The organism is Neorhizobium sp. R1-B, from assembly GCF_004368875.1.
GTDB lineage: Bacteria > Pseudomonadota > Alphaproteobacteria > Rhizobiales > Rhizobiaceae > Neorhizobium > Neorhizobium huautlense.
Genome location: NZ_SOEM01000004.1, coordinates 215,044 through 239,569 on the forward strand (window position 1 = coordinate 215,044; position 24,526 = coordinate 239,569).

Here is a 24,526-nt window from a genome sequence, read left to right on the forward strand (position 1 = left end):
ACATTTTTCCCGGCTACTGGCTGCCCGCGCTCTCAAAACGTCCGAACATGCCGCGCGAGAAACACAGCGGATCGCCTTCGCGATGGGCGGCACGCAGGACGAGGCCGATGAGCAGCGTGTGGTCTCCGGCGTCGTGCATAGAGGTGAGCCGGCATTCGAACCGGGCGAGTGTGCCGGGAATGACCGGTACACCCTCGCTGTTTTCGCTCCACTCCAGCTCGTCAAACCCAAGTCCGCCGCGCGTGAAGCGGGCGCTTAGGCGATCCTGCTCCGCACTCAGCACATGGATCGCGAAATGATCCGCAGCGGTGAAGGCCGGATGCCGGCTCGAGCTCTTGGCCGGTGACCAGAGGACGAGCGGCGGGTCGAGCGACACGGAGGTGAAGCTGTTCACCGTCATGCCGATCGGCCCTTTCGGCGTCTTTGCCGTCACCACCGTCACTCCCGTCGTGAACGTGCCGAGCGCATTGCGATAATGCCTTGCAGTCGATGCATTGGGGATGAAGAGCTGTTCTTTCAGGCTCTGGATGGTGTCGGCTGAAGGCATCATGGCACCTGCTTTCCAAGGGCTGCGGTGTAGAGTTCGAACCAGGTCTGGCGGTCGATCTTGACCTTCATGGCATCTACGCTCGCCGCGATGCGGGCGATATTGTTGGTGCCGAGAACCGGCAGGATATTGGCCGGATGCGCGAGCAGCCAGGCGAGCGCCACTGCGGTTGCATCGACATCGTGTTCGCCGGCGACCCGCTCCAGAAGCTTCATCAAAGCGGCATTTTCCGGCTTGAAGAGTGAGCCTCCCCCAAGCGGTGACCAGGCCATGGGCGCAATCATCCGCTCCTGAAGGTATGCGAGGTCGCCGTTGGTAAAGGCTTCGGCAGCGAGAAGGCTCATCTCGATCTGGTTGGTGACCAGCGTGTTTTCCATGGACGACTGAAGCAGCGAATAGTCCCACGGCCGGAAATTCGAAACGCCGACGGCGCGAACCTTTCCGGAGGCGACGAGCGCGTCGAGCGCCGGTCCCGTTTCGTCCGGATCCATGAAAGGGTCGGGACGGTGGATCAGCAGCAGGTCGATGTGTTCGGTTGCGAGGTCGCGCAGCGACGCCTCGACCGAAGCATTGATGTGTGCGGCACTGGTATCGTAATGCTTGCCGCGGACTGAGGAATGCCGGCCCGCAGGCGCAACGATGCCGCATTTGGTGACGATTTCGATCTTGTCGCGCAGGGAAGGCGAGGCCTTCAGCGCCGCGCCGAAGATCGCCTCGGCCGTATAGCCTCCGTAGATATCGGCGTGGTCCATGGTGGTGATGCCCTTAGCGAGGCAGGCCTCGATCTTCGCCTGGACATGCTTGGGTGAGGTGTCCGGATCGTCACAGATGCGCCAGGTGCCATAGACGAGGCGGCTCAGTTTCAGTTCGGGCGAAAGTTGAATGCGGTCCATCAGTGGCGTCTTCCTGTACCGAGGGACGTTGCGGGGGTCTCTGCCGGCACGCGACCATAGGCATGCGGCAGGGAGCAGGTCTTTAGCTGCGGCAGCACCTTCTGGCCGAAATGTTCCGCCTCGTCGAGATGAGGGTAACCGGAAAAGATGAAGGCGCGGATACCCATTTTCTGGTAAGCCTCAATCTCCGAAAGTACTTGGTCGACGGATCCTACAAGTGCCGCGCCGCAGCCGGAACGTGCCCGGCCGATGCCGGTCCACAGATGCGGCTCCACATAGCCGAATTTATCCGCGAGTTCGCGGGTGCGGGCCTGATGTGAAACACCGAGGGAAATGCTGTCATGAGCGCGGCTGCGGATCAGCCGGCCGTATTCGTCATCCAGCTTCGAGACCAGATGTTCGGCGTATTCCCGTGCTTCCTGTTCGGTATCGCGAACGATCATATGGACCCGCAGGCCATAATCCAGCGTGCGGCCGTGCGCCTGTGCCCGTTCATTGACAGCCTTCATGCGCTCGGCGATCTGATCCTTGGGTTCCGGCCACATCAGATAGACGTCGCACTGCGCGCCGCAAAGCTCCAGCGCATCCGGCGAATAGCCTCCGAAATAGAGAAGGGGGCCGCCATTCTGTTGGTAAGGTCGCGCGGGTTCGGTCGAAACGCCCTTGAATTGATACACCTCGCCTTCGTGATCGATTGTCTCGCGCGTCCAGGCCTGCCGGAGGATCTGCACCACCTCATGGCTGCGCCGGTAGCGGAAGGCGCTGTCAGCGATCTCGCCCGGAAAATCGGAACTGATGACGTTGAGGGTCAGCCGGCCCTTCAGCATGTGATCGAGGGTGGCCACGGTGCGGGCAAGCATGATCGGCTGCATCTCCCCGCAACGGATCGCGGCCAGAAGATTGATCTTCTCGGTGATCTGCGAACAGGCCGCGACGAAGCTCAGCGTATCCTGGCCGACCTGGTAGGAGGAGGGGCAGAGGATATTGCGGAAGCCTAGTTTTTCCGCTCGTTTGACGATATCCGAGCAATGCTCCCAGCTCGATTTCAGACTGTCCTCGGGTACGCCGAGATAGGCATAGTCGTCCGAACACAGCGCCGAAAACCAGGAGACCTCCGCCGCATCGAGCTCCGGCGATGTAATCGGCACAACACTCATAAACGCTCCTCCGTCCTTGACGATTGTCACTTGCATAACATCCGATTTGATGTAGATCAATGATGTATCAATTTTTCTCGGGGAGGAGAAAAGAGTTCATGGAGAGCCATCCCGGCAGTCTGCCTATCTATCTGCAGATCACCGAGCTGCTCGTGCGCGACATCGCTGCCGGCCGGCTAATCGACGGCGAGAAGCTTGCGCCGGAGCGGGATATGGCCACGCAGCTCGGCATTGCGGTCGGGACGCTGCGCAAGGCGCTGGCGGAGCTTCAGGCGCGGGGGCTCCTCGAGCGGGTGCAGGGATCCGGCAACTACGTCCGGGCGGTGAGCGATCCGAGAAGTGTCTATGCGATGTTCCGACTGGAGCTCATCCAGGGCGGCGGATTGCCGACGGCGGAAGTGCTGGATGTGACTCGGCTCGACAAACCGGGGATATTGCCGAAATTCGGCTTTTCGCCGGAAGGACATCGCATTCGCCGCATTCGTCGGCTGTCCGGGCAGATGGCGGCCCTGGAAGAGATCTGGCTCGACGGGTCCTATACGCCCTCGATCACGGCCGCAGATCTCTCGGAATCCCTCTACCTCTATTATCGGACCCGGCTCGGTCTTTGGATCTCGAAGGCCGAGGACAGGATCGATCTCGACACGGTGCCCGAATGGGCTCCGCCGACATTCGGGCAAAGACCCGGCGCCCCGATTCCCCACGTATTGCGGCTCAGTCAGGCGCAGGACGGTGCGGTGGCCGAGGTCTCCCGCACCTGGTTCGATCATTCGGTGGCACGTTACGTGTCGCGACTCCGGTAGGGATCTCAATTGATTAGCAGAATGATGAAATTCCACGCGACATCTGAAGGTTTCTCCATCTCTTTGAGCGGCCGCACGGTCCTGCAGCATACGGCCTCGTCCCCGTCCGTCTTCGTCGGGCATGGCCAGGAACGGATGGATATGTATCGCGGCAATTTCGAGGTCGAGGATTATATCGTCGAACGCAGCCCGCTACGGCATGCAGAGGTGGATGGTTCAAAGATTAGCCTGTCGGAGGCTGAGGGCCTGCCGCCGCGTCTGGAGCTGACGATCGAGGGATCCACGATCTTTTTCCGATCGCTGGACGACAGCATCAATCGTTTCTGGATCCGCATCCACGCCGAACATGACGAGCATGTCTGGGGCGGCGGCGAGCAAATGTCCTATTTCGACATGCGTGGGCGCCGTTTTCCGCTCTGGACCTCCGAACCTGGCGTCGGCCGCGACAAGACGAGCGAGATCACGTTCAAATCCGATCTCAAGGACAAGGCCGGGGGAGATTACTACAACACCAACTATCCCCAGCCGACCTATCTCTCCTCTGCCCGATATGCGCTGCATGTCGAGACGACTGCCTATTCCATCTTCGATTTTCGCCGCCGGTCATTTCACGAGCTTGAGGTGTGGGCCGTGCCGGAGCGGATCGAATTTTACTGCGCTCCGACCTTTGCCGAGCTTGTGACCATGCTGTCACTGCGTTTTGGCCGGCAGCCGGAGTTGCCGGACTGGGTCTACAAGGGAGCAATCATCGGTCTCAAGGATGGCTCCAATTCCTTCGAGCGACTGGAGAAGATGCGAAAAGCCGGGGTGCAGGTTTCCGGCCTCTGGTGCGAAGATTGGGTCGGCATCCGCCAGACCTCGTTCGGCTCACGCCTTTTCTGGGACTGGCAGGCCAACGAGGAACGTTATCCCGATCTGCGGCAACGCATTGCTGCCCTGAATGACGAAGGCATCCGGTTCCTGGGTTATGTGAACCCCTATCTCGCTGTCGACGGATCTCTTTTCCCGGAGGCCGAAGCCGCCGGTTATTTCGCCAAGGACCAGCTCGGCCGTACGGCGATCGTCGATTTCGGCGAGTTCGACTGTGGCGTCGTCGACTTCACCAACCCGGAAGCCGCCGACTGGTTTGCCGAGGAAATCATCGGTCGGCGTATGCTGGACTATGGACTGTCCGGATGGATGGCCGACTTCGGCGAATATCTTCCGATCGACGTCGAGCTTGCGAACGGCATAGATGCCAAGCTGATGCATAATGCCTGGCCGACGCTGTGGGCCGAGGTCAATGCCATGGCGGTCGAAAGCCGCGGCAGGGCGGGGGACGCGCTGTTCTTCATGCGGGCCGGCTTCACGGGCGTGCAGAGGCACTGTCCGCTGCTTTGGGGCGGGGATCAGTCCGTGGATTTTTCCCGGCATGATGGACTGGTGACCGTCATTTGTGCGGCGCTGTCGTCGGGGCTGCTGGGGAACGCCTATCATCATTCCGACATAGGCGGTTACACCAGCCTCTTCGGCAATGTCCGCACACCCGAATTGATCATGCGCTGGGCGGAAATGGCCGCGTTCACGCCGGTCATGCGAACGCATGAGGGGAACCGGCCGCGCGACAATGTGCAGGTCGATCAGGACCCTGACGTCCTTGCTCACTTCGCGCGGATGACGCGGATCTATGTTCATCTCGGGAAATATCTGAAGAGCTTGTCGCGGGAGGCGTCCACCTGCGGCCTGCCTGTGCAGCGGCCTCTCTTCCTGCATTTCGAGCACGATCCGAAGACCTATGCGATTCAGGATGCCTACCTCTACGGCTCCGAACTGCTGGTGGCGCCGGTGTGGCACGCTGCGCAGGAAGAGCGCCTGGTTTATCTGCCGGAAGGGGCAGATTGGGTGCATGTGTGGAGTGGCGAGGAGTTTGCCGGTGGGGAAGAAGTGACGGTTGCTTCGCCGATCGGCCATCCACCGGTCTTCTACCGGGCGGATGCCTTGTTCAAGGAAACCTTTGCCGCCTTAAGAGGGATATAGGGGCGACTCCGTCGCCCGTACCTATATCAACGCGCAGCCCAATTCGCACCGCGGCGGAAGATGGTCTTCATCTGCGGCACGTCGAATTCCTTCGCCTGATGGCCGAGCGAGGAATAAAAGACGCGGCCCTTGCCGTATTTACGCTTCCAGACGACCGGCATGACGACGCCGTCGATCCAGTAGGCATGGTCGCCTGTGAAGGTGGTGGTCGCGAGCACCTCATTCGAAGGGTCGATGTGCATGTAATATTGCTCGGATGTGTAGGGGAAATCGGTGATCCCTTCCACCAGCGGATCGTCCGGCTTGGTGATGTTGACCGTGTAGTCGATGATGTTGCCGGGATGGGCGACCCATTGGCCGCCGATAATGAACTGATAGTCGACGGATTCGCGAAAAGCGTCGCCTGCGCCGCCGTGATAGCCGGCGATGCCGACGCCGCTTTCGACTGCGGCCGCAAGGTTCTTGACCTCTTCCTTCTCGATCTTCGACATGGTCATGATCGGGACGATCAGGCTCAGGTCATGGATCGAGGGATCGGCGAAGGCTTCGGTCGAATGTTCGAGATAGACCTTGAACCCGTCCTCTTCGAGCATGTCCTTGATGATGGCTGCGCATTCCTGCGGCTCATGTCCGCTCCATCCGCCCCAGACGATCAATGCTTCTTTCATGTCTTCCTCCTGGAATTTACTTGGCGAGCCGGCCGTCGACGAGGGAGTCGGAGAGCGGCGCCGGGCGCACCACGGCGGTGGTGATTTCGATCGTTCGGGCGGTTTCGGCGGCGGTATGGAACGCTTCCATGACCTCCAGCACATGCAGCGCCAGATCGCCGTTGGCGCGATGTGCCCGGTTGGAGCGGATCGCGTGGGCCATGTCCGCCACCCCGATCGACCGATAGTTGCCGTCCGCATAGGGCATGGTCACGGGTTGATCTTCGAACTGGCCACCCTTCTTGAGGTACTCGACCGGGCCGCCGAAACGGTTCGGGTCCGGAACGATCAACGTACCTTCCGTGCCGTAGACCTCGAGCGGCACATGCTTGTGGCCCGCAACATCGAAGCTCATGCCGATCTGCACGACCGCGCCGTTGGCAAATGCCATGACGCCGGCGACATGCGTGGGCACATGGACGGGAATGCGCTCGCCGTTGCGGGGTTCGCTGGTTACGATGCGCTCCTTGCGGGGCGTGATTGCGAAGCCTGCGACCTGCGCGACCGGGCCTAGAAGGTTGACGAGATCGGTGATGTAATAAGGCCCCATATCGAGCATAGGCCCGCCGCCCACTTCGTAATAAAAGGCAGGGTTCGGGTGCCAGCGCTCGTGGCCGGGGCACATGAAGGTGGCGGTGCCGCCGACTGGGATGCCGATAACACCTTGATCGATCAATGCGCGGGCGGTCTGGTGACCACCGCCCAGGAAGGTATCGGGAGCGGCGCCGATGCGCAGGCCTTTCGCCTTCGCCACCTCCGCCAGTTTTTTCCCCTCGGCGAAATTAATCCCGAGCGGCTTTTCCGAATAGGTGTGCTTTCCCGCGTCGAGCGCCTGCAGACCGACCGCCACATGCGCTTTCGGAACAGTCAGATTGACGATGATCTCCACCGTCGGATCGCCAAGCAATTCGTCTACCGTTCTCGCCGGCAGACCGAACTCGGAGGCCTTGGCCTCGGCCAGCTCGCGGTTGAGGTCGGCCAAGCCGCGAATGTCGAGAATGGGAAAGTCAGCGGTCATCGCCTTCAGATAGGCGCCTGAAATATTGCCGCATCCAATGATGCCGATGCCGACCTTGTTCATTATTCCTCCTCCCGATAATTGCATTTTCCGCTCAGAGCGCGGGTCCCGTGGTGCTCCAGGGCGATTCATAAAGTTCGTAAAGGGCAACCGCAGCGGCTCCCTGCGCCCAGAAATCGTCAGTGGAATCGTCGAAAACGAGTTCACTGACACCTTTGAGCGAGGGTGGCACCGCAAGCGCATAGGCGTCGCGAAGGCTGTTCAGGAACGGCTCCCCCAGAGCCAGCGACGAGCCGACCAGAATGACCCGTGGCGGGGCGAACAGGGTGACGATATTGGCTATCGTAATGCCGACGGCTTCGCCGGCACGCACCGCTGCGGCGATCAGCCTGTCATCATCGGCCTGGATCAGCGCCTGCACATGGGTCATGCCTCTTCCAAGCCGCACTGCTTCGGCAAAACGCCCGTCGGCCTGCTTCTCCCCCAGGATCGCGCTTTCCCCGGCCTGGCTGGAAAGCCGGACAATCCCTTGTGCTCCCATGCCAAGCACGAGATCCCCAAGGTTGTGGCTGAGGCCGCCGGCGCCTCGGAAGAGGCGATTGCGGTGCAATACGCCAAGCCCCAGCGTCTGCTCGAGCGAGATCAGCACCATATCCTCCAACTCACGGGCCTTACCGAACCAGTGGTGGGCGAGGGTGATGGCATGCGCGTCGCTTTCGATGATCGTCGGCGTCGAAAGGCGCGCCGTCATTTCTGCGGCAAAATCGATATTGGTTTCGCGAAAGATGGGGCTCGAGCGGATATAGCCGGTGCGATGTTCTATGACGCCCGGCAGCCCGAGGCAGACGCTGTCGACATCCTCCAGCGACAGCCCCGCATCAACGACGCAGCGGCGGACGCCATCTTCGACCAGGTCGGCAATGACGGCGATCGGCTGCCGGTCGATGCGAATCGGGAGTGTCAGCGTCGAGAGCACGTCGCCCCTGAAATTGGCGACGACAAAAACCATGCGGCTCGCGGCGATCTTCGCCCCCACGACGCGGGCAGCATCCGGATTGACCTCCAGCATGACCCGCGGCCTCCCGCGCACGGCTTCATTGCGTATATCGCCTTCGTGGCGGGTGAGGATCAGCCCATCATCGAGAAGCGAGGCCGTGATTGCCGAAACGGTGGTCGTGGAAAGCTCGGTGCGCTCGCTTATTTCCACGCGGGAAATGGCGCCATGGCGGCGGATCGTATCCAGCACGCTCAGGCGATTGATGGCACGCATCAGCTCGGGATCGGCGGTCTTCATCGGCACTCTCAAGGCCTGACGAGTGAATCGCGCCGCGATTTATTTCGTGAGGCAAATTAAATCAGTCATCTTCTAGTACCGATTTTCTGCAGGACGCAACAAAAATTTGCATCTTCCTCGGAGGTTGGCGCGGCAATAGGCGTTTTCCCATTCTTCCTATTGACAGTCGACAAGCCTGCGCGCTTTATTTAATCCGGGATCGGAAATAAAGCGCTACGGGAGGAGTGCAAAATGCTGACCATCGGAAAATTCGGAATTCGCTTCGCGTCTGCCACTGCCATCGGCATGCTGGCTTTGTGCACGACGGCTGCCACAGCCTCGGCTGATGCAGTCGTGAAATGGCTGCATCTGGAACTCAATCCGGAATATGTGAAGATCTGGCGCGGTATCGCCGACAAATATCAGGCCGAGCATCCCGGCGTGAAGGTCGAGATGCAGTTTCTTGAGAACGAGGCCTTCAAGGCAAAGCTACCCACGCTTCTGCAATCTGCTGACGCGCCGTCGTTTTTCTACAGCTGGGGCGGAGGCGTGCTGAAGCAGCAACAGGCGACCGGCGCGCTGAAGGACATCAGTGACAAGATGAAGGCGGATGGCGGCGCCTGGGGCAAGAGCTACAATCCTGCTGCCCTCAAGGCGGTCACCTTCGACGGCAAGGTCAGTGCCGTGCCCTACAAGATGGGAACGGTCAGCTTCTTCTATAACAAGGCGTATTTCACGAAAGCCGGGGTTGATGCCGCAAGCATCAAGACCTGGGACGACTTCCTGGGAGCGGTCAAAAAGCTGAAGGATGCCGGGATTGTGCCGATTGCGGGAGGCGGCGGGGAGAAGTGGCCGATCCACTTCTACTGGAGCTATCTCGTCATGCGCAATGCCGGACAGCAGGGCTTCGACGCGATGAAGACCGGCGCGGGCGACGGTTTTGTGGCGCCGGAAGCGGTGAAAGCCGGCGAGCAACTTGCTCAACTCGGCAAGCTCGAGCCGTTCCAGCCAGGTTATCTCGCCACGACCTGGCCGCAGGCGCTTGGGGTCTTCGGCGACGGCAAGGCTGCGATGATCCTCGGCTTCGAGACGACGGAAGCATTCCAACGCAGGAATGCCGGCGACGGCAAGGGGCTTGCGAGCGACAATATCGGCCGGTTTGCCTTCCCGGTCGTAGCCGGGGGAGCCGGCAAGGCCACCGATACGCTGGGCGGCATCAACGCATGGGCCGTGACGGCGAAGGCGCCGCCGGAAACTCTCGATTTCCTGGCCTACCTAACGAATGCTGAGAATGAGCGCATGATGGCGAAAGCCGGGATGATCCTGCCGGCGGCGGTCGGAGCCGAAGATGGCGTCACCAATCCCCTCCTTCGGGAGTCGGCCAAACAGCTGGAAACTTCCACCTGGCACCAGAACTTCTTCGATCAGGAACTCGGTCCTTCCGTCGGCCGGGTCGTGAACGACGCGTCGGTCGCCATCGTGTCGGGTCAGATGTCGCCGGAAGAGGGCGCGCAGGCGATCCAGGACGCGGTGGAGATGGACAAGATGTGATGCGAGGCACCGGCGGGGCCGACGCTCCGCCGGTGCACTCCATGCGACCATGACAGTCGGAACGAAAATGACCAATATTTCTGCAACGACCGCCATAGATCACGCGGCTGGCGCCCCGCGCGTTGCCAGGCGCAAGAGCCCTACGGCGCGCGGCCGGCTTCCGGTTCTGATCCTGTTTCTGCCGCCCGCGCTACTTCTCTTTACGATCTTCGTGATCATGCCGATGGGGGAGGCCGCCTGGTACAGCCTCTATCGGTGGGACGGCTACGGCCTGCCCGAGCAGTTCGTCGGTTTGCGGAATTTCGAGGTGCTTTTCAAGAACAGCGCCTTCCTGACTGCGCTCAAGAACAATTTCCTGATCATAGTCGTTTCACTGTTGCTGCAGATACCGCTGGCGATCTGGCTTGCCACGATGCTGGCGAACCGGATTACTGGGGTGGTCGTCTTCCGGCTGATCTTCTTCCTGCCCTATGTGCTCGCTGACGTGGCGGCGGGGCTCATATGGCGTTTTGTCTATGACGGCGACTACGGGCTTTTCGCGGCCGTTGCCGGGTTCCTCGGGGTCGAGACGCCGTACGTTCTCGCCGACAAGGACCTCGCCATCTACGCGGTTCTGGCCGTGGTGGTCTGGAAATATTTCGGCTTCCACATGATGCTCTTCATCGCCGGGCTTCAGTCGCTCGATAAGAGCGTGCTCGAAGCCGCCGAGATCGACGGGGCGACCGGCTGGCAGAAATTCCGCTTCGTCACGCTGCCGCTGCTCGGTTCGACGCTGCGCCTCTCGGTGTTCTTTGCGGTGGTCGGTTCGCTGCAGCTCTTCGACATGATCATGCCTCTGACCGGCGGCGGACCATTCAATTCCACCCAGACCATGGTGACCTTCCTCTACAATTTCGGGGTGACCCGGATGCAGGTCGGTCTTGGAAGTGCTGTCGGCGTCGTCCTGTTCGTGATCTGCGTCACGCTCGCCTTCAGCTACAAACGGATATTCATGCGCCATGACTGAGACGAGAACCGCCATCCGGATGAGCGCCGGCACGAAAATCTACCTCTACGTCTCGCTCACCATCATCGCGGCCGTGGTCGTCATCCCGCTGCTGACGACAGCTCTCGGAGGTTTCAAGACGCTTGGCGATCTGCGTGTCAATCCGTTCGGCCTGCCAGTGGAATGGCAATGGTCCAATTATACCGACATCCTGTTCGGGGAGCGGTACTGGCGGCAGATGATGAATTCGCTGATCATCGCGACGCTCACCGTGTTCCTCACCGTATCCGTCGCCGCCATGGCCGCTTTTACCTTTGCGCATGTCAAATTCTTCGGCGCGACCTTTCTGCTCAACTATTTTCTGATCGGGCTGATGTTTCCCGCCGCCACGGCGATCCTGCCGCTCTTTATCCGGATCCGCGATCTCGGCCTCCTCAATTCCTATTGGGGGGTGGTGCTGCCACAGGTCGCCTTCGGCCTCGGGATGAGTATCCTTTTGTTCCGAAATTATTTCCGCAACCTTCCGGAGGAATTGTTCCAGGCGGCCTTCGTGGATGGCTGCGGCTATATGCGTTTTTTCTGGCACGTCACCCTGCCGCTCTCCCGCCCGATCATTGCGACCGTCGCGATCGTTTCCTTCGTGGCGAGCTGGAACAGCTATATCCTGCCGCTCATCATGCTCAACTCCGAATCCATCTATCCATGGCCGCTCGGGATCATGGTCTATCGCGGAGAATTCGGGACGGAGTGGCAACTGGTGCTCGCATTCATCACGCTCACCATCCTGCCCACCATCATCGTCTTCTTCCTTGCCCAGAAGCACATCATTGCCGGACTGACCGCCGGCGCCGTCAAGTCCTGACCGGAGATAGCACCCATGGCATCCGTCACACTGTCCAACGTCAAAAAATCCTACGGCTCGCTGGAGATCATCCATGGGGTGCGCCTTTCGATAGAGGACGGCGAGTTCATCGCCCTTGTCGGTCCGTCTGGATGCGGGAAATCCACGCTTCTGAGGATGATCGCCGGCCTTGAGGAGATCACCGATGGCGATGTCCTCATCGGTGGCAAGGTCGTCAACGAATTGACGCCCCGCGAGCGGAACATCGCCATGGTCTTTCAATCCTATGCGCTTTATCCGCATATGACCGTTGCCGAGAACATGGGTTTCAACCTCCGTCTCTCGGGTGCCACGAAGCAGGTGATCGCGGAACGGGTGGGCGAGGCGGCCCGTATGCTTGACCTCGTGCCGCTTCTCGACCGCAAGCCGGCGCAGCTTTCGGGTGGTCAGCGGCAGCGTGTCGCCATGGGGCGGGCGGTCGTCCGCAACCCTGCCGTCTTCCTGTTCGACGAACCGCTCTCCAACCTCGATGCCAAATTACGCGTGCAGATGCGCTCCGAGATCAAGACGCTCCACCAGAAGGTGGGCACGACGTCGATCTACGTCACGCATGACCAGATCGAGGCAATGACCCTGGCTGATCGGATCGTTGTCCTCAATCAGGGGCGGGTCGAGCAGGAGGGCACGCCGCTGGAGCTCTACAAGACACCTGCCAACCTCTTCGTCGCGGCCTTCATCGGCTCGCCCGCGATGAATATCCTCGACGGCACGGTGGAGGGGGAGGGCGGTGAGCCTGCCGCGCGCCTTGGAGACGGGACAGCGATCCGCATCGCGCCGGACCGCAAGGTAAAACGCGGCCAGGCGATCAAGGTGGGCCTTCGACCCGAGCATCTGAGCCCCGGAACCGGCGGAACAGCGCTGGCGGGCCAGACGCTTCTGGTCGAGCCGACCGGCGCCCAGACCCATGTGGTCTTCGATCTCGCGGGCCAACCGGTGACGGCGATTGTCGACGGCGAATATCCGGCCCGCTACGGCGCCCGGTTCGAGGCGAATATCAGCGCCGACCAGGTGCATGTCTTCGATCGCGAAAGCGGCATTGCGCTGTGATTGGAGCTTAGAAGGTGTCCAGCTGGATATCGGCAGGCCGTGAATGCTGCAGGATGTAGCGGCCGTTCGGCAGGTCGTTGCCGTCCAGCTTCCAGTCGATCGCGGCCTCGTCGAGCCCGTAATGGACCCACCGCTGCCTCAAGCGCTCGCGCAGAACATTTTCGCTCGGGCCGACGAAGACGGTAAGGTCGAACAGGTCCGCAAGCCTCGACCAGGGCGCTTCGTCGATCAGCAGATAATTGCCTTCCGCAAGCACGATATGGGTCTGAGGATCGATCGGCCGCGCCGAGGGGATGGCAAGCTCGCGGGATCGGTCGAAGACCGGCACAAGCACCTCCTCTTCGGCGCTGCGGACGGCCCGCAGGACGTCCGAAAAGCCACGCACGTCGAAGGTTTCCGGTGCACCTTTACGGAGCAGCAAGCCGCGCGCCTCCAAAATGGCGTTGTCCATGTGAAAGCCATCCATCGGCAGGATCTCCACGGTTTCGCCTTTGGCCAGCAAGGCTTCGTGCAAGCGCTCGGCAAGCGTCGATTTTCCCGAACCCGGCGGGCCGGCAATCGCCACGATAAAGCGCCTGCTGCCCTTGGCGCGGTCGATCACGGTGCTTGAGATATCGTCCAGTGTCATGGTTCCAGAACCCTGCGGTTAGATCACACCCCGCGGCTTCTATCCTGTTTGCCCGTTCCTGGCACCAGCAGATTCAACGCCTGCCGAATTCCCAGGACCGGTGCCGAACCTGCTGGAGGTCCTCGCTCTACTTCGTCACATCGATGACCACGCGCCCGCGGATCTTTCCGGCGACGATATCTTCTGCGAGCTGAGGAAGGTTGGACATGGGTTCGACGGCCGTCATGCTGTCGAGCTTGCCCTTGTCCATGTCGCGGGCCAGCCGGGCCCAGGCGGCGAGCCGTTGTTCGCGGCTGGCGAAAACGGAGTCGACCCCGATTAACGTTACCGCCCGCAGAATATGCGGCAGCACCGTGCCCGGCAGATCCGCGCCGCCTGCAAGCCCGCAGGCGGCAATTGCACAGCCGCGCACCGTCTGGGAAAGCGCGTTGGCGAGCGTAGTCGAGCCGACAGCGTCGACGCCGCCGGTCCAGCGTTCCTTCTGCAGCGGCCCGCCTTTCTCCTGAAGCACGGCCCGGTCGATGAAGTTGGTGGCGCCGAGAGAGGCGAGATAGTCGTGGGTTTCCGGTCGTCCTGTCGAGGCCGTGACATTATAGCCGCGAGCCGCCAGGAGCGCGATCGCCACCGAGCCCACACCGCCGGCCGCGCCGGTTACCAGTACTTCACCTTCGCCGGGCTTGATGGAACCCCATTTTTCAAGCGCGTCGACGCAGAGCGCAGCCGTGTAACCGGCGGTGCCTACGGCCATCGCCTGTTCCATGGAAAAGGTGTCGGGCAGCCGGATCAGCCACTCGGGCCTGACCCGCTGATAACGGCTGAAGGCGCCCCATTCGGTTTCGGAAAGTCCCCATCCGTTCAGCACCACCTTGTCGCCCGGGTTCCATTCCGGCGATCGAGACTCGACAACGGTGCCGGACAGGTCGATGCCGCCGACCATGGGCATACGGCGGGCGATGCGGCCTTTGCCGGTGATAGCCAGCCCGTCCTTATAGTTCAGCGTCGAATAGGCAATCTCGACCAACACGTCGTGGTCGGGAAGATCGGCAATCGAGATTTGCCTGAAACTGCCTTTTGGCTTGCCGTCCACGGCATCGATCACCATGGCGGTAAAGGTCTCGGTCATGGCGTCTCTCCACTTTTTTTGGGCAATTGATCAGGCGGATGCCTCGGCGGTGTCACGTTTTGCCCGCGCATCGAGGACGGCGGCATAGCTTTCGCGCACATAAGCCAGCAGCCGGGCCAGCGCATCGGTCGCCTTATCATCCTGTCGCTCGCGCACCGCATCCAGGATTTCCTGATGCAGCGATGCGACGTGCCGGCGTTCGCGCACTCGAAAGACGATCATGTTGGTGATCGGAATGAAGGCTTCGATCACCGTGTACATCATCAGCTTCAGCGGCCCATTACCGGTCGCCTCCACGAGTGCCCGATGGAAGCGCACATCGGAAGCACAGAAATCCTCGTCGCTGATTTTCTCGTCGGACTGGACGGCGATCTCCGCCTCCATGGCGGCGAGGTCCGTTTCGCTGCGGTTTTCGGCAGCCAGCCGGCAGCAGACAGCCTCCGTTTCCAGCCGGGCGGTGATGATCTCCTCGATGTCGAAAGCGCCGACGCCGACGAGGAGGGTCGCAGCACCGGTAATCGCCTTGGACAACCCCTCCGGATCCGGACGCTTGACAAAGTTGCCGCCAGTAGGCCCCCGCTTGGAATGGATGAGATTCTGCGCGGCGAGGCGCTTCAGAGCCTCGCGCACGGTAGGGCGCGAGATGCCGAAGCTGCGGGCAAGTTCTTCTTCTGTCGGCAGGCGTTCATCGACCTTCAGTCTGCCGTCCATGATCGCGGACCGGATATTTTCGGCCACCTGCTTGGCGATGCCGGTGCGAACCACCTCGTCATATTTGAGGATCATGCCACTCTTCCCCAGACATATTTCTTGCCATGTCTCATGACGCTAGTGATGCCATGGCGAGGATGAAAAGGCTACTGCTTTTTAAATATAGGTTTGACAAATAGTGGAATGGGAATAACCTCGCCTCCAAAGCCGAACAGGCAAGGGGAACCGGCATGGGCGAGATCGGATTCGGCCGAGTGCTGAACTGTGGCCGTAAGGCGCGATATCCGGCGGAGGACGCAATTGTCTGACCGTCTGAACCGCCTTCTCGCATGTCTTGAAAACATGCTGGATGCTTCCGGCATCCTCATTGGCGACGGGATTTCAGCGGGCTATGCGGCAGATGCGACCGCTGCCGGCCATCATCCTCTCGCCGTGCTTCGCCCCCGCGATACCGCCCAGGTCTCCGCAATCCTTGCCGCCGCCAATGAACTCGGCCAGCCGGTCGTCGTGCAGGGCGGCCGGACCGGGCTTTCGGGCGCCTCGCGGCCTCTTGCCGGAGAGGTGTCAATCTCTCTCGAACGCATGAATGGTGTGGACGGCATCGACGTTGCCGCCCAAACCCTCATCGCCGGCGCCGGCACGCCTTTGCAGGTGGTCCAGCAGGCGGCGAGCGACAATGAACTCTTCTTCGGCGTGGATATCGGTTCGCGCGGCACGGCGACGGTGGGGGGCAACATCGCCACCAATGCCGGCGGCATCCGGGTGCTGCGTTACGGCATGTACCGGGCGCAGGTGATGGGGCTGGAAGCCGTATTGGCCGACGGTACCATCCTCTCGTCGCTCAAAGGGTTGCCGAAGGACAATTCGGGTTATGATCTCAACCCGTTGTTCATAGGGACGGAAGGGACGCTCGGCATCGTCACGCGCGCCTGCCTCAAATTGCACCCCAAGCCGAAGATCGAGCGCAATGCGTTTCTGGCGCTGCCGTCCCTGAAAGCGGCGCAGGGGCTGCTGGCGAAGCTGCGGGTCGAACTTTCCGGGCTGTTATCGGCCTTCGAGGTGATTTTCCCGAATGTCTACGATGAGACCATCGCTCATATGGGGATCCGCCCGCCTGTCGAAACGGGGGCCGGCATGTATGCGATGGTCGAAATCCAGGGGCAGGCACCGGAATACGACAACGAACGTTTCCAAGCTGCGCTGGCCACGGCGCTGGAGGAGGGGTTTGCGAGCGACATCGTGCTCTCCAACTCACTCCGTGAGTTCAATGCCTTATGGGCAATCCGGGACGGCATCAACGATTATCTCTTCAGCCTGGGCAAAATGGCCGGTTACGACATTTCCGTACCGCTCTCTCGCATGCAGGAGTTCCTTGATACCGCTGCGCACGCCATAGCGGGGATTGACCCCGATGCGGTGTCCTTCATCTTCGGCCATCTCGGCGACGGCAACCTGCACTACTGCGTGCTGACACGACACGAGAAGAGGATCGCCGAAGCGGTATTTTCAGGCATTGCTGCAGTTGGCGGCGGCGTTTCCGCCGAGCATGGCATCGGTACGGATAAGCTCAAATATCTCCGGTTCGCACGAAGTGAAGCCGAGATAGCCACCATGCGGCGGCTGAAAGCTGCATTCGATCCGAACTACATCCTCAACCGCGGTCGGGTCTTTGAAGCCCCGGTTTCGGTGCTGCAGGCGGAGCGGGCTTAGATGTCGATCCACGCGGCGCCGGACACGAACCCGATGGATCGCCAGGTGAGCCTCGACGATCGCTATACGCTGGAAAAGGGCCGGATCCTGGTATCAGGCACCCAGGCGCTGGTGCGCCTGCCGATGATCCAGCGGCAACGGGATATCGCGCAGGGGCTCAACACGGCCGGTTATGTTTCCGGCTATCGTGGCTCTCCGCTTGCCGGTTTCGATCGCGAAATGGCGCGGGCCCGGAAATATCTGGAGGCGGCGCATGTCAAATTCCAGCCGGGCCTGAACGAGGATATGGCAGCAACCGCGGTCTGGGGCACCCAGCAGACCGGCATGTTCGAAGGCTCACGTTATGACGGCGTCTTTGCCATGTGGTATGGCAAGGGTCCGGGCGTCGATCGCAGTATGGACGTGATCCGCCATGCCAATGCCGTCGGTACTAATCCGAACGGCGGCGTGCTGCTGTTGGTCGGCGACGACCATGGCGCGGTCTCCTCCACCCTGCCGCATCAGAGCGAGCATAATCTCATCTCCGCCATGGTGCCGATGCTCTCGCCCGCGGGGGTCGGCGAATATATCGAATATGGCCTTCTTGGTTTTGCCATGAGCCGCTATTGCGGTGCCTGGATCGGCTTCAAGTGCCAGACTGAGGTCGTGGAATGTTCGGCGACGGTCGATCTCGATCCGGACAGGCCGGTGATCGTCATCCCCAACGAGATTTTCGCCCCGGATGGCCTGTCCTTGCGCTGGCCGGACGGGCCGCATGCGATGGAACTCCGGCTGGAGCGCAAGATGCTCGCCGCTCAGGCCTTTGCCCGAGCCAACAGGATCGACCGCACGGTATGGGGCGGCGCCGAACGAGCAAGACTCGGCATCGTCTCGACCGGCAAATCCTGGCTTAACCTTTTGGGTGCCCTGGCGCTTCTCGGTATCGACGAGGCCCGCGCCGCCGAACTGGGTATCCGGCTTTACAAGGTTGGCTTGGTCTGGCCGCTGGAGCCGCAAGGCATCGCAGGCTTTGCCTCGGGCGTCGACGACCTGCTGGTAGTCGAGGAAAAGCGCTCGATCCTCGAAGACCAGATCAAGGCGCTGCTCTTCAACCTGCCTGACGGCCAGCGACCGCGGGTGTTTGGCAAAGTGGGTGCGAGCGGCGGCACGCTTCTTCAGGCAATCGGTGAGATCGGCACCTTGTCGGTGGCGAAGGCAATTCTTTCCCGTCTCGGCGTGCTGGACGAAGCTTTGCGGGCCAAGACGCGGTTTGTGGACGAGATGACGGCTGCGCTCGGTATCGAAGCGACGGCGCTGAAACGCGAAGCCTATTTCTGTTCCGGCTGCCCGCACAGCGTCTCGACCCGTCTCCCGGAGGGAAGCCGTGCCTCGACGGGCATCGGTTGCCACATGATGATCATCGGCAATGAGGACCGGAATACCTCGACCTTTACCCAGATGGGGGGAGAGGGCGGTTCGTGGATCGGTCTTTCGCCTTTTACCGACGAGAAGCATATCTTCGTCAACATGGGCGACGGCACCTATTTTCACTCAGGTGTGCTCGCCATCCGGGCCGCGATTGCGGCGCGAGTCAACGCCACGTACAAGATCCTCTATAACGACGCCGTCGCCATGACCGGCGGCCAGAAACATGACGGTGACGTCACGGTGCCTGGCATTGTCGCGCAGATGCAGGCCGAAGGCGCTGCGCGCGTCGTCGTGGTCGCCGAGAGGCCGGAGGTCTGGCAGGGCAATCTGCCACGCGAGGTCTCCGTCCATCACCGCGACGAGCTCGATGCGGTACAGCGGGAGCTGCGGGATATCCCCGGCGTCACGGTTCTCGTCTATGATCAAGTCTGCGCGGCGGAAAAGCGCCGCCGGCGCAAGCGCGGCGCCTATCCTGTTTCGACCAAGCGCGCCTTCATCAACGAACTAGTCTGCGAGGGCTGCGGCGACTGTTCCGCCGTCTCCAACTGCATCTCGATCGAACCGCAAGAGACGGAATTCGGCCGCAAGCGACGCATCAACCAGTCGAGCTGCAATACCGACCTTTCCTGCCTCAAGGGCTTCTGTCCCAGCTTCGTAACCGTGGAGGGCGGCAGCCTCCGCAAGCCTAGGGTTAAGTCGAAATCGATCAGGACCGACGATCTGCCGCTGCCGGTCTTTACCGCGACCTTCGAGACACCCTACAGCATGCTGCTCGCCGGCATCGGCGGAACCGGCGTCATAACCGTGAGCGCCATTCTTGCCCAGGCGGCACTTGTCGATGGGTTGGCTTTGGTGACGCTCGACCAGACCGGTCTTGCCCAGAAGAACGGCTCGGTCATCTCGCATATTCGGCTGGCGAAGGATCCAAGCCAGATTAACGCGGTGCGGATCGGGCCTGGCGAAAGTGACCTCGTGCTCGGTTTCGATGTCGTCGTGGCGGCGCAGAAGAATTCGCTCGCCTCGTTTGCGAAGAACAAGACGCGGGCGATCATCGACGACCATTTCGCGCCGACTGCTTCTTTCGTGAAAGATACCACGATCGATTTCAGGCAAGAGGCGACGCTGAAATCACTGCGCCGGGCGGCCGGGGACCAAGCCGTCGAGACGGTGGCCGCGACCGATCTTGCGGTCGCACTCCTGGGCGATGCCATCGCCTCCAATATGTTCCTGCTCGGCTACGCATGGCAACGGGGCCTCGTGCCGATCAGCCTTACTGCCATCGACAAAGCTATCGAGCTCAACGGCACCGGGGTTGTCATGAACCGTGCCGCCTTCGGCTGGGGACGCCGTGCCGCAGTCGATCTGGAGGCTGTCGCCCGCGAGGCCGGATCGGCGAAGACGGAACTGAAGGCAGAGACGTTGGAGGAGATCGTCGCCCGTCGCGTGGCCTTCCTTACCGATTATCAGAATTCCGCTTATGCGGCGCGTTATGCCGGTGTCGTTGATATCGCGAAATCGGCCGAAGCACGGGTGCGGGGCGTAGGCGGTTTTGCCGAGGCGGTGGCGAAAAACGCCTTCAAGCTGATGGCCTACAAGGACGAATACGAGGTCGCGCGCCTGCATCGAGACCGTAGCTTTGAAAAGAGGCTTGCCGAGCAGTTCGAAGGCGATTTCAAGATCAGGCATCACCTCGCACCGCCGATGATCACGAAGATCGACCAGCGTACCGGTCATCCCGCCAAGATCGCCTTCGGCGGATGGATTCGCCCCCTATTCGCGGTGCTCGAAAAACTGAAATTCCTCCGCGGTACGGTCCTTGATCCCTTCGGCCGCACCGAGGAGCGCCGCCTGGAGCGGCAGCTCGTGGAAGATTATTTTTCCCTCGTGCGAGAAATCGCCGCCGGCATGGATGCCGACAACCATGCCTTGGCGGTGGAGCTTGCCGGCCTGCCGGACATGGTGCGGGGTTTCGGCCACATCAAGCGGGCTTCCATCGAACGTTTCGAAAAGCGCAAGGCCGATCTCATGGCGATGTGGCGGGCGAGGGAGCCGCTCACCCATGTCGCGTAACCGTCATCGTATCCGAGAGTGACCAGAATGGCAGAAAAGATCATCATAGACTCAGATCCCGGTCAGGACGATGCACTCGCCATTCTGCTTGCGCTGGCGAGTCCTGAAATCGAGGTTCTCGGCATCGTCGCTGCGGCCGGCAACGTGCCGTTGTCGTTGACCGAAAGGAATATCCGCAAGATTTGCGAACTGGCCGGCCGTTCCGACATCAAGGTTTTTGCCGGCTGCAATCAGCCGATGACCGGGCCGCTGGTGACGGCCGAGCACGTGCATGGCGCAACCGGACTCGACGGTGCGGAGCTGCCCGAGCCGACCATGCCGCTTCAGGAAATGCATGGAGTGGATTTCATCGTCGAGACGTTGATGGACGAGCCCGCAGGCTCGGTGACACTCTGCATGCTCGGACCGCTCACCAACCTCGGCAAGGCGCTGACCAAGGCGCCGGAGATAGCGGGGCGCATCAAGAAGATAGTGCTGATGGGCGGGGGCTGTTTCGAGGGCGGCAATATCACGCCTGCCGCCGAGTTCAATATCTATGTCGATCCGCCGGCGGCGGCCGTCGTGTTCGGCTCCGGCGTTCCGATCGTGATGATGCCGCTCGACGTCACGCACAAGACATTGACGACCAGAGCCCGCGTGAATGCGATCCGCGATATCGGAACGCCGCTTGCCTATGCCGTGGTCGGCTGGCTCGACTATTTCGAGCGCTTCGACGTCGCAAAATATGGAAGCGAAGGTGGGCCGCTGCACGATCCGAACGTCATTGCCTACCTGTTGAAACCGGAGCTTTATTGCGGCCGCCAGTGCAATGTGGAAATCGAGACGGAATCCGAGCTGACCAAGGGCATGACGGTGGCCGACTGGTGGGGTGTTTCCGGTCGCCCGAAGAACGCACTGTTCATAGGGGACGTGGATGCAGACGGTTTTTATGCTCTGCTGACGGAGCGGCTTTCCTGGCTTGGCCGCGAGGAACTGGCGCGGCAGCCGATGCTTCGGCTCGTCTGATCATTTGCCTCTGCGCGGGATGATCAGCGCGTCGAGGATGCGCACTCCCCGTCCTTCCGGCAGGACCGCGACCGGGTTGAGATCAATCGCCTCGATATCGTCGCCGTAAACAGCCGCGAATTCGGAGAGTTTGACGAGCAGTTCGGCGAGCGCCTTGCGGTCTGCTTTCGGCGCGCCCCGATAACCGTCGAGGAGAGTGGCAAGCTTCGTCTCACCGATCAATGTTTCCGCCCGAGCCTGATCGATCGGCAGCAGGTCGAAACTGCTGTCCTTTACCAGCTCAACCAAAACACCGCCGCAGCCGACCACGAGACCGAAGCCGAACGGTTCGTGGCGGACGAGGCCGACCAATGCTTCGACGCCGCCCGTCACCATTTCCTGTACCGAGACGCCGCGCAGCTCCGCCTCCGGAGCATAAGCACGGGCGTTTGCCATGATTGCCGCAAATGCGGTTCTGGCCTCCGCTTCGGAGGCGATGCCGAGTTTTACGCCGCCGGCCTCGGTCTTGTGGAGGATGTCGGGCGATTCGATTTTCATGACGACGGGGAAGCCTTGTGCGCTGGCTGCTTCGGCCGCGGCATCGGCGCTGGTGACAAGCCTTTCCCTCGGGACCGGCAGGCCTTCGGCGGCAAACAGAGCCTTGGCTTGGCTTTCGGTAAGTACCTTGGCAGGAAGCGGCTTTTTCCCGGCAGATATGTTGCCCGGCCAAGAGACGGCGTCGGTCTGAGCCATCAGGCTGGCGATCGCCGTCAGCGCGCTTCTTGTGCCGCGTAAAACCGGCACCTCCGGCAGTCTTGCCTCCACGGCCGGGTGGTGCCCGGAGGAGAGATTGCTCATGAAGACGACGGGTGCTTGGCCGGTTTCGGCATAGTCAGATACGGCCTCTGCAATGCCAAGATATTCGGAAGCGCCGAAGTCGTCGAGACCCTGAGGGGCGTCCTGCGCTGCGACGATCATACCGATCGATGGATCTGCGGCGAGGCTGTGCAGCACATCGCGGTAAATATCGCCGTTGGCAAAAACCATGCCGGTTGTGTCGAGCGGGTTCTGGGGCGTCGCGAAGGGCGGCAGCAGGGTTCTGATTCTTGCGATGGTTTTCGGCTGCAGTTCTGGCAGCGAAAGGCCAACTTCGTCGGCGATATCGGACACATGCGCCACACCGCCTCCGGAGACGCCGATGATCGCGACACCCGGCTTGGTCGGCCTCTGCTTTAATGTCAGGCAAAGCGTCGCCGTTTCCATGAAGCTGTCCATATCCGGCACTTCGATGATGCCGACGCGGCGGAAGAAGGCGTGATAGGCTTCGTTGCTGCCGGCGAGCGAGCCCGTATGGGCGGCCGTGGCCTGGGCGCCGCGTTCGGAGCGGCCGACCCGAAGCGCTATGACGGGTTTTCCAGCGACATGCATCTTCTCCATCGCGGCAGCCAGCTTTTCCGGCTCGCGGATCGCCTCGATGACGATGCCGACGGCGCGGGTGTCGTAATCCGTGGCGAGGAAATCGAGGTAATCGGGAATGTCGGTCGCCGCACTGTTGCCGGAGGATACGATGTGGCTGAGGCCAAATCTGCCGGTATTGCTGAGCGCGATGGCGCTGGCGCCGGAATGGGAGAGGATCGCGAAGCGGCCCTTTTTCAAATTGGTGGAAAGGCTGGAGGAATAAAGGGCCGCGCCGGTGTTGAGATTGAAGAGGCCGAGGCAGTTCGGCCCGCACATCGCCATGCCGTAACGCTCGGCGATCTCGACCAACTGCCGCTGCCGCTCGCGGCCGGTTTCGTCCAGTTCCGCGAAACCGGAGGCCAGAACGACCGCCGCCTTGATCCCCGCCTCACCCGCTTCCTCCAGCGCGCCGATCACCTTTTCGGCCGCAATGCCGATGACGGCGACGTCTGCCGCGGCGTTGAGCGCAGAAAGGGAAGGGGACACGCGGTAACCAAAGACCCACTCCGCCGTCGGGTGCACCGGGATGATCTGCCCCTGATAACCGAAGCGCATCAGGTTCTTCATCACGAAGCTGGACGAGGCGTCGGCGCGTTCGGTCGCGCCAACGACCGCGACACATCGCGGCGCCATCAAGGCCCGCATTGCTTCAGGCGTGTTCGCCGCCATGACCAAAGCCTCAGTCGAGGCCCTTGAACGGATTGTCGCGGAAAGCGAGGTATTCCTTAAGCGACATCTTGGCGAGGTTGGCCATCCACTCGCGGCCCTGCTTCGTCACGTGGAGTGCGGCGATGGCCTCGATATTGTACTGGAAGGAGGGCAGCAGGCCGGCAACCATCTGCTGGTTGTTGATCGAAGCCTTCGTGTATTTCAGCGCCGGAACCGGCATGCGTGCGAGCTTGCGGGCGAGGTTTTCGGTCTTTTCCTTCAGCTGATCGGCCGGCACCACCTTGTTGATCAGGTGCATGCGCAGCGCCTCTTCCGCATCCACCATGTCGCCGGTGAACATCAGCCACCTTACGTCGCGGGTTGCGAGCAGCCACGGCATCATCAGTGCGGGAGGACCGGAATTGTGTCGCACTTCCGGCTCGCCGAACTTGGCGGTGTCGGCGGCGATCGCCAGATCGCAGCACATCATCAGTTCCAGCGCACCGGCAAGCGCATAACCGTTGACCGAAGCAATGACCGGGATCGGCGCCCGCCATATATTAAGGAGCGCCTCGGCGTTCTCGGTCATGTCGGCACGCCAGAAGTCGACATCCACATCGAAATCGTCGCCCTTCAGGTCGTAGCCGGCCGAAAAGGCTCGACCGGCGCCGGTGATGACGAGCGCGTTGACGTCCGGATCTTCGATCGCGGCCTTCAGGGCCGCATTGATTTCGCGGATCACCGTCTTGTCCATCGCGTTCATCTTCTCGGGGCGATTGATGGTGATCGTCGCGAACTTGTCGGTCTTGTCCTTTTCATAAAGGATGGTCTCATAGCTCATGGCAGTTCCCCTTGTTATGACTCACTTGCCGTGATTGCCCGTATTCTT

Annotated in this window: 20 protein-coding genes; 9 read left to right on the top strand and 11 right to left on the bottom strand. The window is 61.3% G+C overall.

The annotated features are described in order from the left end of the window. Positions 1-13 precede the first annotated feature (13 nt). The 3 genes from EDE05_RS08060 to EDE05_RS08070 are packed head-to-tail and all read right to left on the bottom strand — an operon-like array spanning position 14 to position 2,597. The gene (locus EDE05_RS08060) at positions 14-547 is read right to left on the bottom strand and encodes a flavin reductase family protein (RefSeq protein ID WP_105371569.1); all 534 of its coding nucleotides are present in this window, start codon (positions 545-547) and stop codon (positions 14-16) included. Then, a complete protein-coding gene (locus EDE05_RS08065) occupies positions 547-1,440 on the bottom strand; it encodes an aldo/keto reductase (protein WP_105371385.1) in 894 nt (297 codons plus the stop codon). The genes EDE05_RS08060 and EDE05_RS08065 overlap by 1 nt, the downstream gene beginning before the upstream one ends. Next, positions 1,440-2,597: an LLM class flavin-dependent oxidoreductase gene (locus tag EDE05_RS08070; RefSeq protein ID WP_105371386.1), complete on the bottom strand. Its 1,158-nt coding sequence runs from the start codon at positions 2,595-2,597 to the stop codon at positions 1,440-1,442. The genes EDE05_RS08065 and EDE05_RS08070 overlap by 1 nt, the downstream gene beginning before the upstream one ends. A 98-nt stretch (positions 2,598-2,695) precedes the next feature. Here EDE05_RS08070 and EDE05_RS08075 point away from each other — a divergent pair, with 98 nt between their 5' ends. Next, a complete protein-coding gene (locus tag EDE05_RS08075; RefSeq protein WP_105371387.1) occupies positions 2,696-3,400 on the top strand; it encodes a GntR family transcriptional regulator in 705 nt (234 codons plus the stop codon). A gap of 24 nt (positions 3,401-3,424) precedes the next feature. After that, complete coding sequence (locus tag EDE05_RS08080) at positions 3,425-5,416, top strand: alpha-glucosidase (RefSeq protein ID WP_105371388.1); 1,992 nt, start codon at positions 3,425-3,427, stop codon at positions 5,414-5,416. A 26-nt stretch (positions 5,417-5,442) separates the two neighbouring features. Here EDE05_RS08080 and EDE05_RS08085 read toward each other — a convergent pair whose 3' ends face one another. From EDE05_RS08085 to EDE05_RS08095, 3 genes are read right to left on the bottom strand one after another with little or no spacing between them, the layout of a single operon-like run. Next, complete coding sequence (locus EDE05_RS08085; RefSeq protein WP_105371389.1) at positions 5,443-6,084, bottom strand: ThuA domain-containing protein; 642 nt, start codon at positions 6,082-6,084, stop codon at positions 5,443-5,445. A 16-nt stretch (positions 6,085-6,100) separates the two neighbouring features. Next, on the bottom strand, positions 6,101-7,204 hold the full coding sequence (locus tag EDE05_RS08090; RefSeq protein ID WP_132409457.1) for a Gfo/Idh/MocA family oxidoreductase: 1,104 nt from the start codon (positions 7,202-7,204) through the stop codon (positions 6,101-6,103). Positions 7,205-7,235: 31 nt separating this feature from the next. After that, entirely contained in the window at positions 7,236-8,435 is a 1,200-nt protein-coding gene (locus tag EDE05_RS08095; RefSeq protein WP_132409455.1) for an ROK family transcriptional regulator, read from the bottom strand. Between the two features lie 231 nt (positions 8,436-8,666). On the opposite strand from EDE05_RS08095, the gene EDE05_RS08100 reads away from it, so the two are divergent. The 4 genes from EDE05_RS08100 (at position 8,667) to ugpC (ending at position 12,898) form a co-directional block, all read left to right on the top strand. After that, positions 8,667-9,965 carry an extracellular solute-binding protein gene (locus EDE05_RS08100; protein WP_105371392.1) on the top strand — a complete coding sequence of 433 codons (1,299 nt, stop codon included), beginning with the start codon at positions 8,667-8,669 and terminating at the stop codon, positions 9,963-9,965. A 67-nt stretch (positions 9,966-10,032) separates the two neighbouring features. Then, positions 10,033-10,971 (top strand): sugar ABC transporter permease, encoded by a 939-nt coding sequence (locus tag EDE05_RS08105; protein ID WP_105371393.1) that lies wholly within the window; start codon positions 10,033-10,035, stop codon positions 10,969-10,971. Further along, entirely contained in the window at positions 10,964-11,812 is an 849-nt protein-coding gene (locus tag EDE05_RS08110) for a carbohydrate ABC transporter permease (RefSeq protein ID WP_105371394.1), read from the top strand. Before EDE05_RS08105 ends, EDE05_RS08110 begins: the two co-directional genes overlap by 8 nt. A gap of 15 nt (positions 11,813-11,827) precedes the next feature. Continuing rightward, complete coding sequence (gene ugpC / locus EDE05_RS08115) at positions 11,828-12,898, top strand: sn-glycerol-3-phosphate ABC transporter ATP-binding protein UgpC (protein ID WP_105371395.1); 1,071 nt, start codon at positions 11,828-11,830, stop codon at positions 12,896-12,898. 7 nt (positions 12,899-12,905) lie between these two features. Here ugpC and EDE05_RS08120 read toward each other — a convergent pair whose 3' ends face one another. The 3 genes from EDE05_RS08120 to EDE05_RS08130 form a co-directional block, all read right to left on the bottom strand. After that, positions 12,906-13,526, bottom strand: coding sequence for a nucleoside triphosphate hydrolase (locus EDE05_RS08120; protein ID WP_105371396.1), 621 nt, complete (start codon positions 13,524-13,526; stop codon positions 12,906-12,908). Between the two features lie 127 nt (positions 13,527-13,653). Next, positions 13,654-14,649: an MDR family oxidoreductase gene (locus EDE05_RS08125; RefSeq protein WP_132409453.1), complete on the bottom strand. Its 996-nt coding sequence runs from the start codon at positions 14,647-14,649 to the stop codon at positions 13,654-13,656. Positions 14,650-14,679: 30 nt separating this feature from the next. Continuing rightward, positions 14,680-15,435, bottom strand: coding sequence for a FadR/GntR family transcriptional regulator (locus EDE05_RS08130; RefSeq protein ID WP_132409451.1), 756 nt, complete (start codon positions 15,433-15,435; stop codon positions 14,680-14,682). 267 nt (positions 15,436-15,702) lie between these two features. Between EDE05_RS08130 and EDE05_RS08135 the strand changes: the two genes are divergently transcribed. From EDE05_RS08135 to EDE05_RS08145, 3 genes are read left to right on the top strand one after another with little or no spacing between them, the layout of a single operon-like run. After that, on the top strand, positions 15,703-17,070 hold the full coding sequence (locus EDE05_RS08135; protein ID WP_132409667.1) for an FAD-binding oxidoreductase: 1,368 nt from the start codon (positions 15,703-15,705) through the stop codon (positions 17,068-17,070). Continuing rightward, a complete protein-coding gene (locus tag EDE05_RS08140) occupies positions 17,071-20,547 on the top strand; it encodes an indolepyruvate ferredoxin oxidoreductase family protein (RefSeq protein ID WP_132409449.1) in 3,477 nt (1,158 codons plus the stop codon). 27 nt (positions 20,548-20,574) lie between these two features. Then, on the top strand, positions 20,575-21,552 hold the full coding sequence (locus EDE05_RS08145) for a nucleoside hydrolase (protein WP_105371400.1): 978 nt from the start codon (positions 20,575-20,577) through the stop codon (positions 21,550-21,552). Here the strand turns inward: EDE05_RS08145 and EDE05_RS08150 are convergent, their stop codons facing one another. Together EDE05_RS08150 and EDE05_RS08155 are read right to left on the bottom strand one after the other, a co-directional pair. Beyond that, the gene (locus EDE05_RS08150) at positions 21,553-23,658 is read right to left on the bottom strand and encodes an acetate--CoA ligase family protein (RefSeq protein WP_105371401.1); all 2,106 of its coding nucleotides are present in this window, start codon (positions 23,656-23,658) and stop codon (positions 21,553-21,555) included. Positions 23,659-23,668: 10 nt separating this feature from the next. Further along, positions 23,669-24,478, bottom strand: coding sequence for an enoyl-CoA hydratase/isomerase family protein (locus tag EDE05_RS08155; protein WP_105371402.1), 810 nt, complete (start codon positions 24,476-24,478; stop codon positions 23,669-23,671). Positions 24,479-24,526: the final 48 nt, after the last annotated feature.

Bases quoted from the DNA above. Each gene is read 5' to 3' on its own strand.
- EDE05_RS08060 (WP_105371569.1), bottom strand. From the start codon at position 547: ATGCCTTCAGCCGACACCATCCAGAGCCTGAAAGAACAGCTCTTCATC.
- EDE05_RS08065 (WP_105371385.1), bottom strand. From the start codon at position 1,440: ATGGACCGCATTCAACTTTCGCCCGAACTGAAACTGAGCCGCCTCGTC.
- EDE05_RS08070 (WP_105371386.1), bottom strand. From the start codon at position 2,597: ATGAGTGTTGTGCCGATTACATCGCCGGAGCTCGATGCGGCGGAGGTC.
- EDE05_RS08075 (WP_105371387.1), top strand. From the start codon at position 2,696: ATGGAGAGCCATCCCGGCAGTCTGCCTATCTATCTGCAGATCACCGAG.
- EDE05_RS08080 (WP_105371388.1), top strand. From the start codon at position 3,425: ATGAAATTCCACGCGACATCTGAAGGTTTCTCCATCTCTTTGAGCGGC.
- EDE05_RS08085 (WP_105371389.1), bottom strand. From the start codon at position 6,084: ATGAAAGAAGCATTGATCGTCTGGGGCGGATGGAGCGGACATGAGCCG.
- EDE05_RS08090 (WP_132409457.1), bottom strand. From the start codon at position 7,204: ATGAACAAGGTCGGCATCGGCATCATTGGATGCGGCAATATTTCAGGC.
- EDE05_RS08095 (WP_132409455.1), bottom strand. From the start codon at position 8,435: ATGAAGACCGCCGATCCCGAGCTGATGCGTGCCATCAATCGCCTGAGC.
- EDE05_RS08100 (WP_105371392.1), top strand. From the start codon at position 8,667: ATGCTGACCATCGGAAAATTCGGAATTCGCTTCGCGTCTGCCACTGCC.
- EDE05_RS08105 (WP_105371393.1), top strand. From the start codon at position 10,033: ATGACCAATATTTCTGCAACGACCGCCATAGATCACGCGGCTGGCGCC.
- EDE05_RS08110 (WP_105371394.1), top strand. From the start codon at position 10,964: ATGACTGAGACGAGAACCGCCATCCGGATGAGCGCCGGCACGAAAATC.
- ugpC (WP_105371395.1), top strand. From the start codon at position 11,828: ATGGCATCCGTCACACTGTCCAACGTCAAAAAATCCTACGGCTCGCTG.
- EDE05_RS08120 (WP_105371396.1), bottom strand. From the start codon at position 13,526: ATGACACTGGACGATATCTCAAGCACCGTGATCGACCGCGCCAAGGGC.
- EDE05_RS08125 (WP_132409453.1), bottom strand. From the start codon at position 14,649: ATGACCGAGACCTTTACCGCCATGGTGATCGATGCCGTGGACGGCAAG.
- EDE05_RS08130 (WP_132409451.1), bottom strand. From the start codon at position 15,435: ATGATCCTCAAATATGACGAGGTGGTTCGCACCGGCATCGCCAAGCAG.
- EDE05_RS08135 (WP_132409667.1), top strand. From the start codon at position 15,703: ATGCTGGATGCTTCCGGCATCCTCATTGGCGACGGGATTTCAGCGGGC.
- EDE05_RS08140 (WP_132409449.1), top strand. From the start codon at position 17,071: ATGTCGATCCACGCGGCGCCGGACACGAACCCGATGGATCGCCAGGTG.
- EDE05_RS08145 (WP_105371400.1), top strand. From the start codon at position 20,575: ATGGCAGAAAAGATCATCATAGACTCAGATCCCGGTCAGGACGATGCA.
- EDE05_RS08150 (WP_105371401.1), bottom strand. From the start codon at position 23,658: ATGGCGGCGAACACGCCTGAAGCAATGCGGGCCTTGATGGCGCCGCGA.
- EDE05_RS08155 (WP_105371402.1), bottom strand. From the start codon at position 24,478: ATGAGCTATGAGACCATCCTTTATGAAAAGGACAAGACCGACAAGTTC.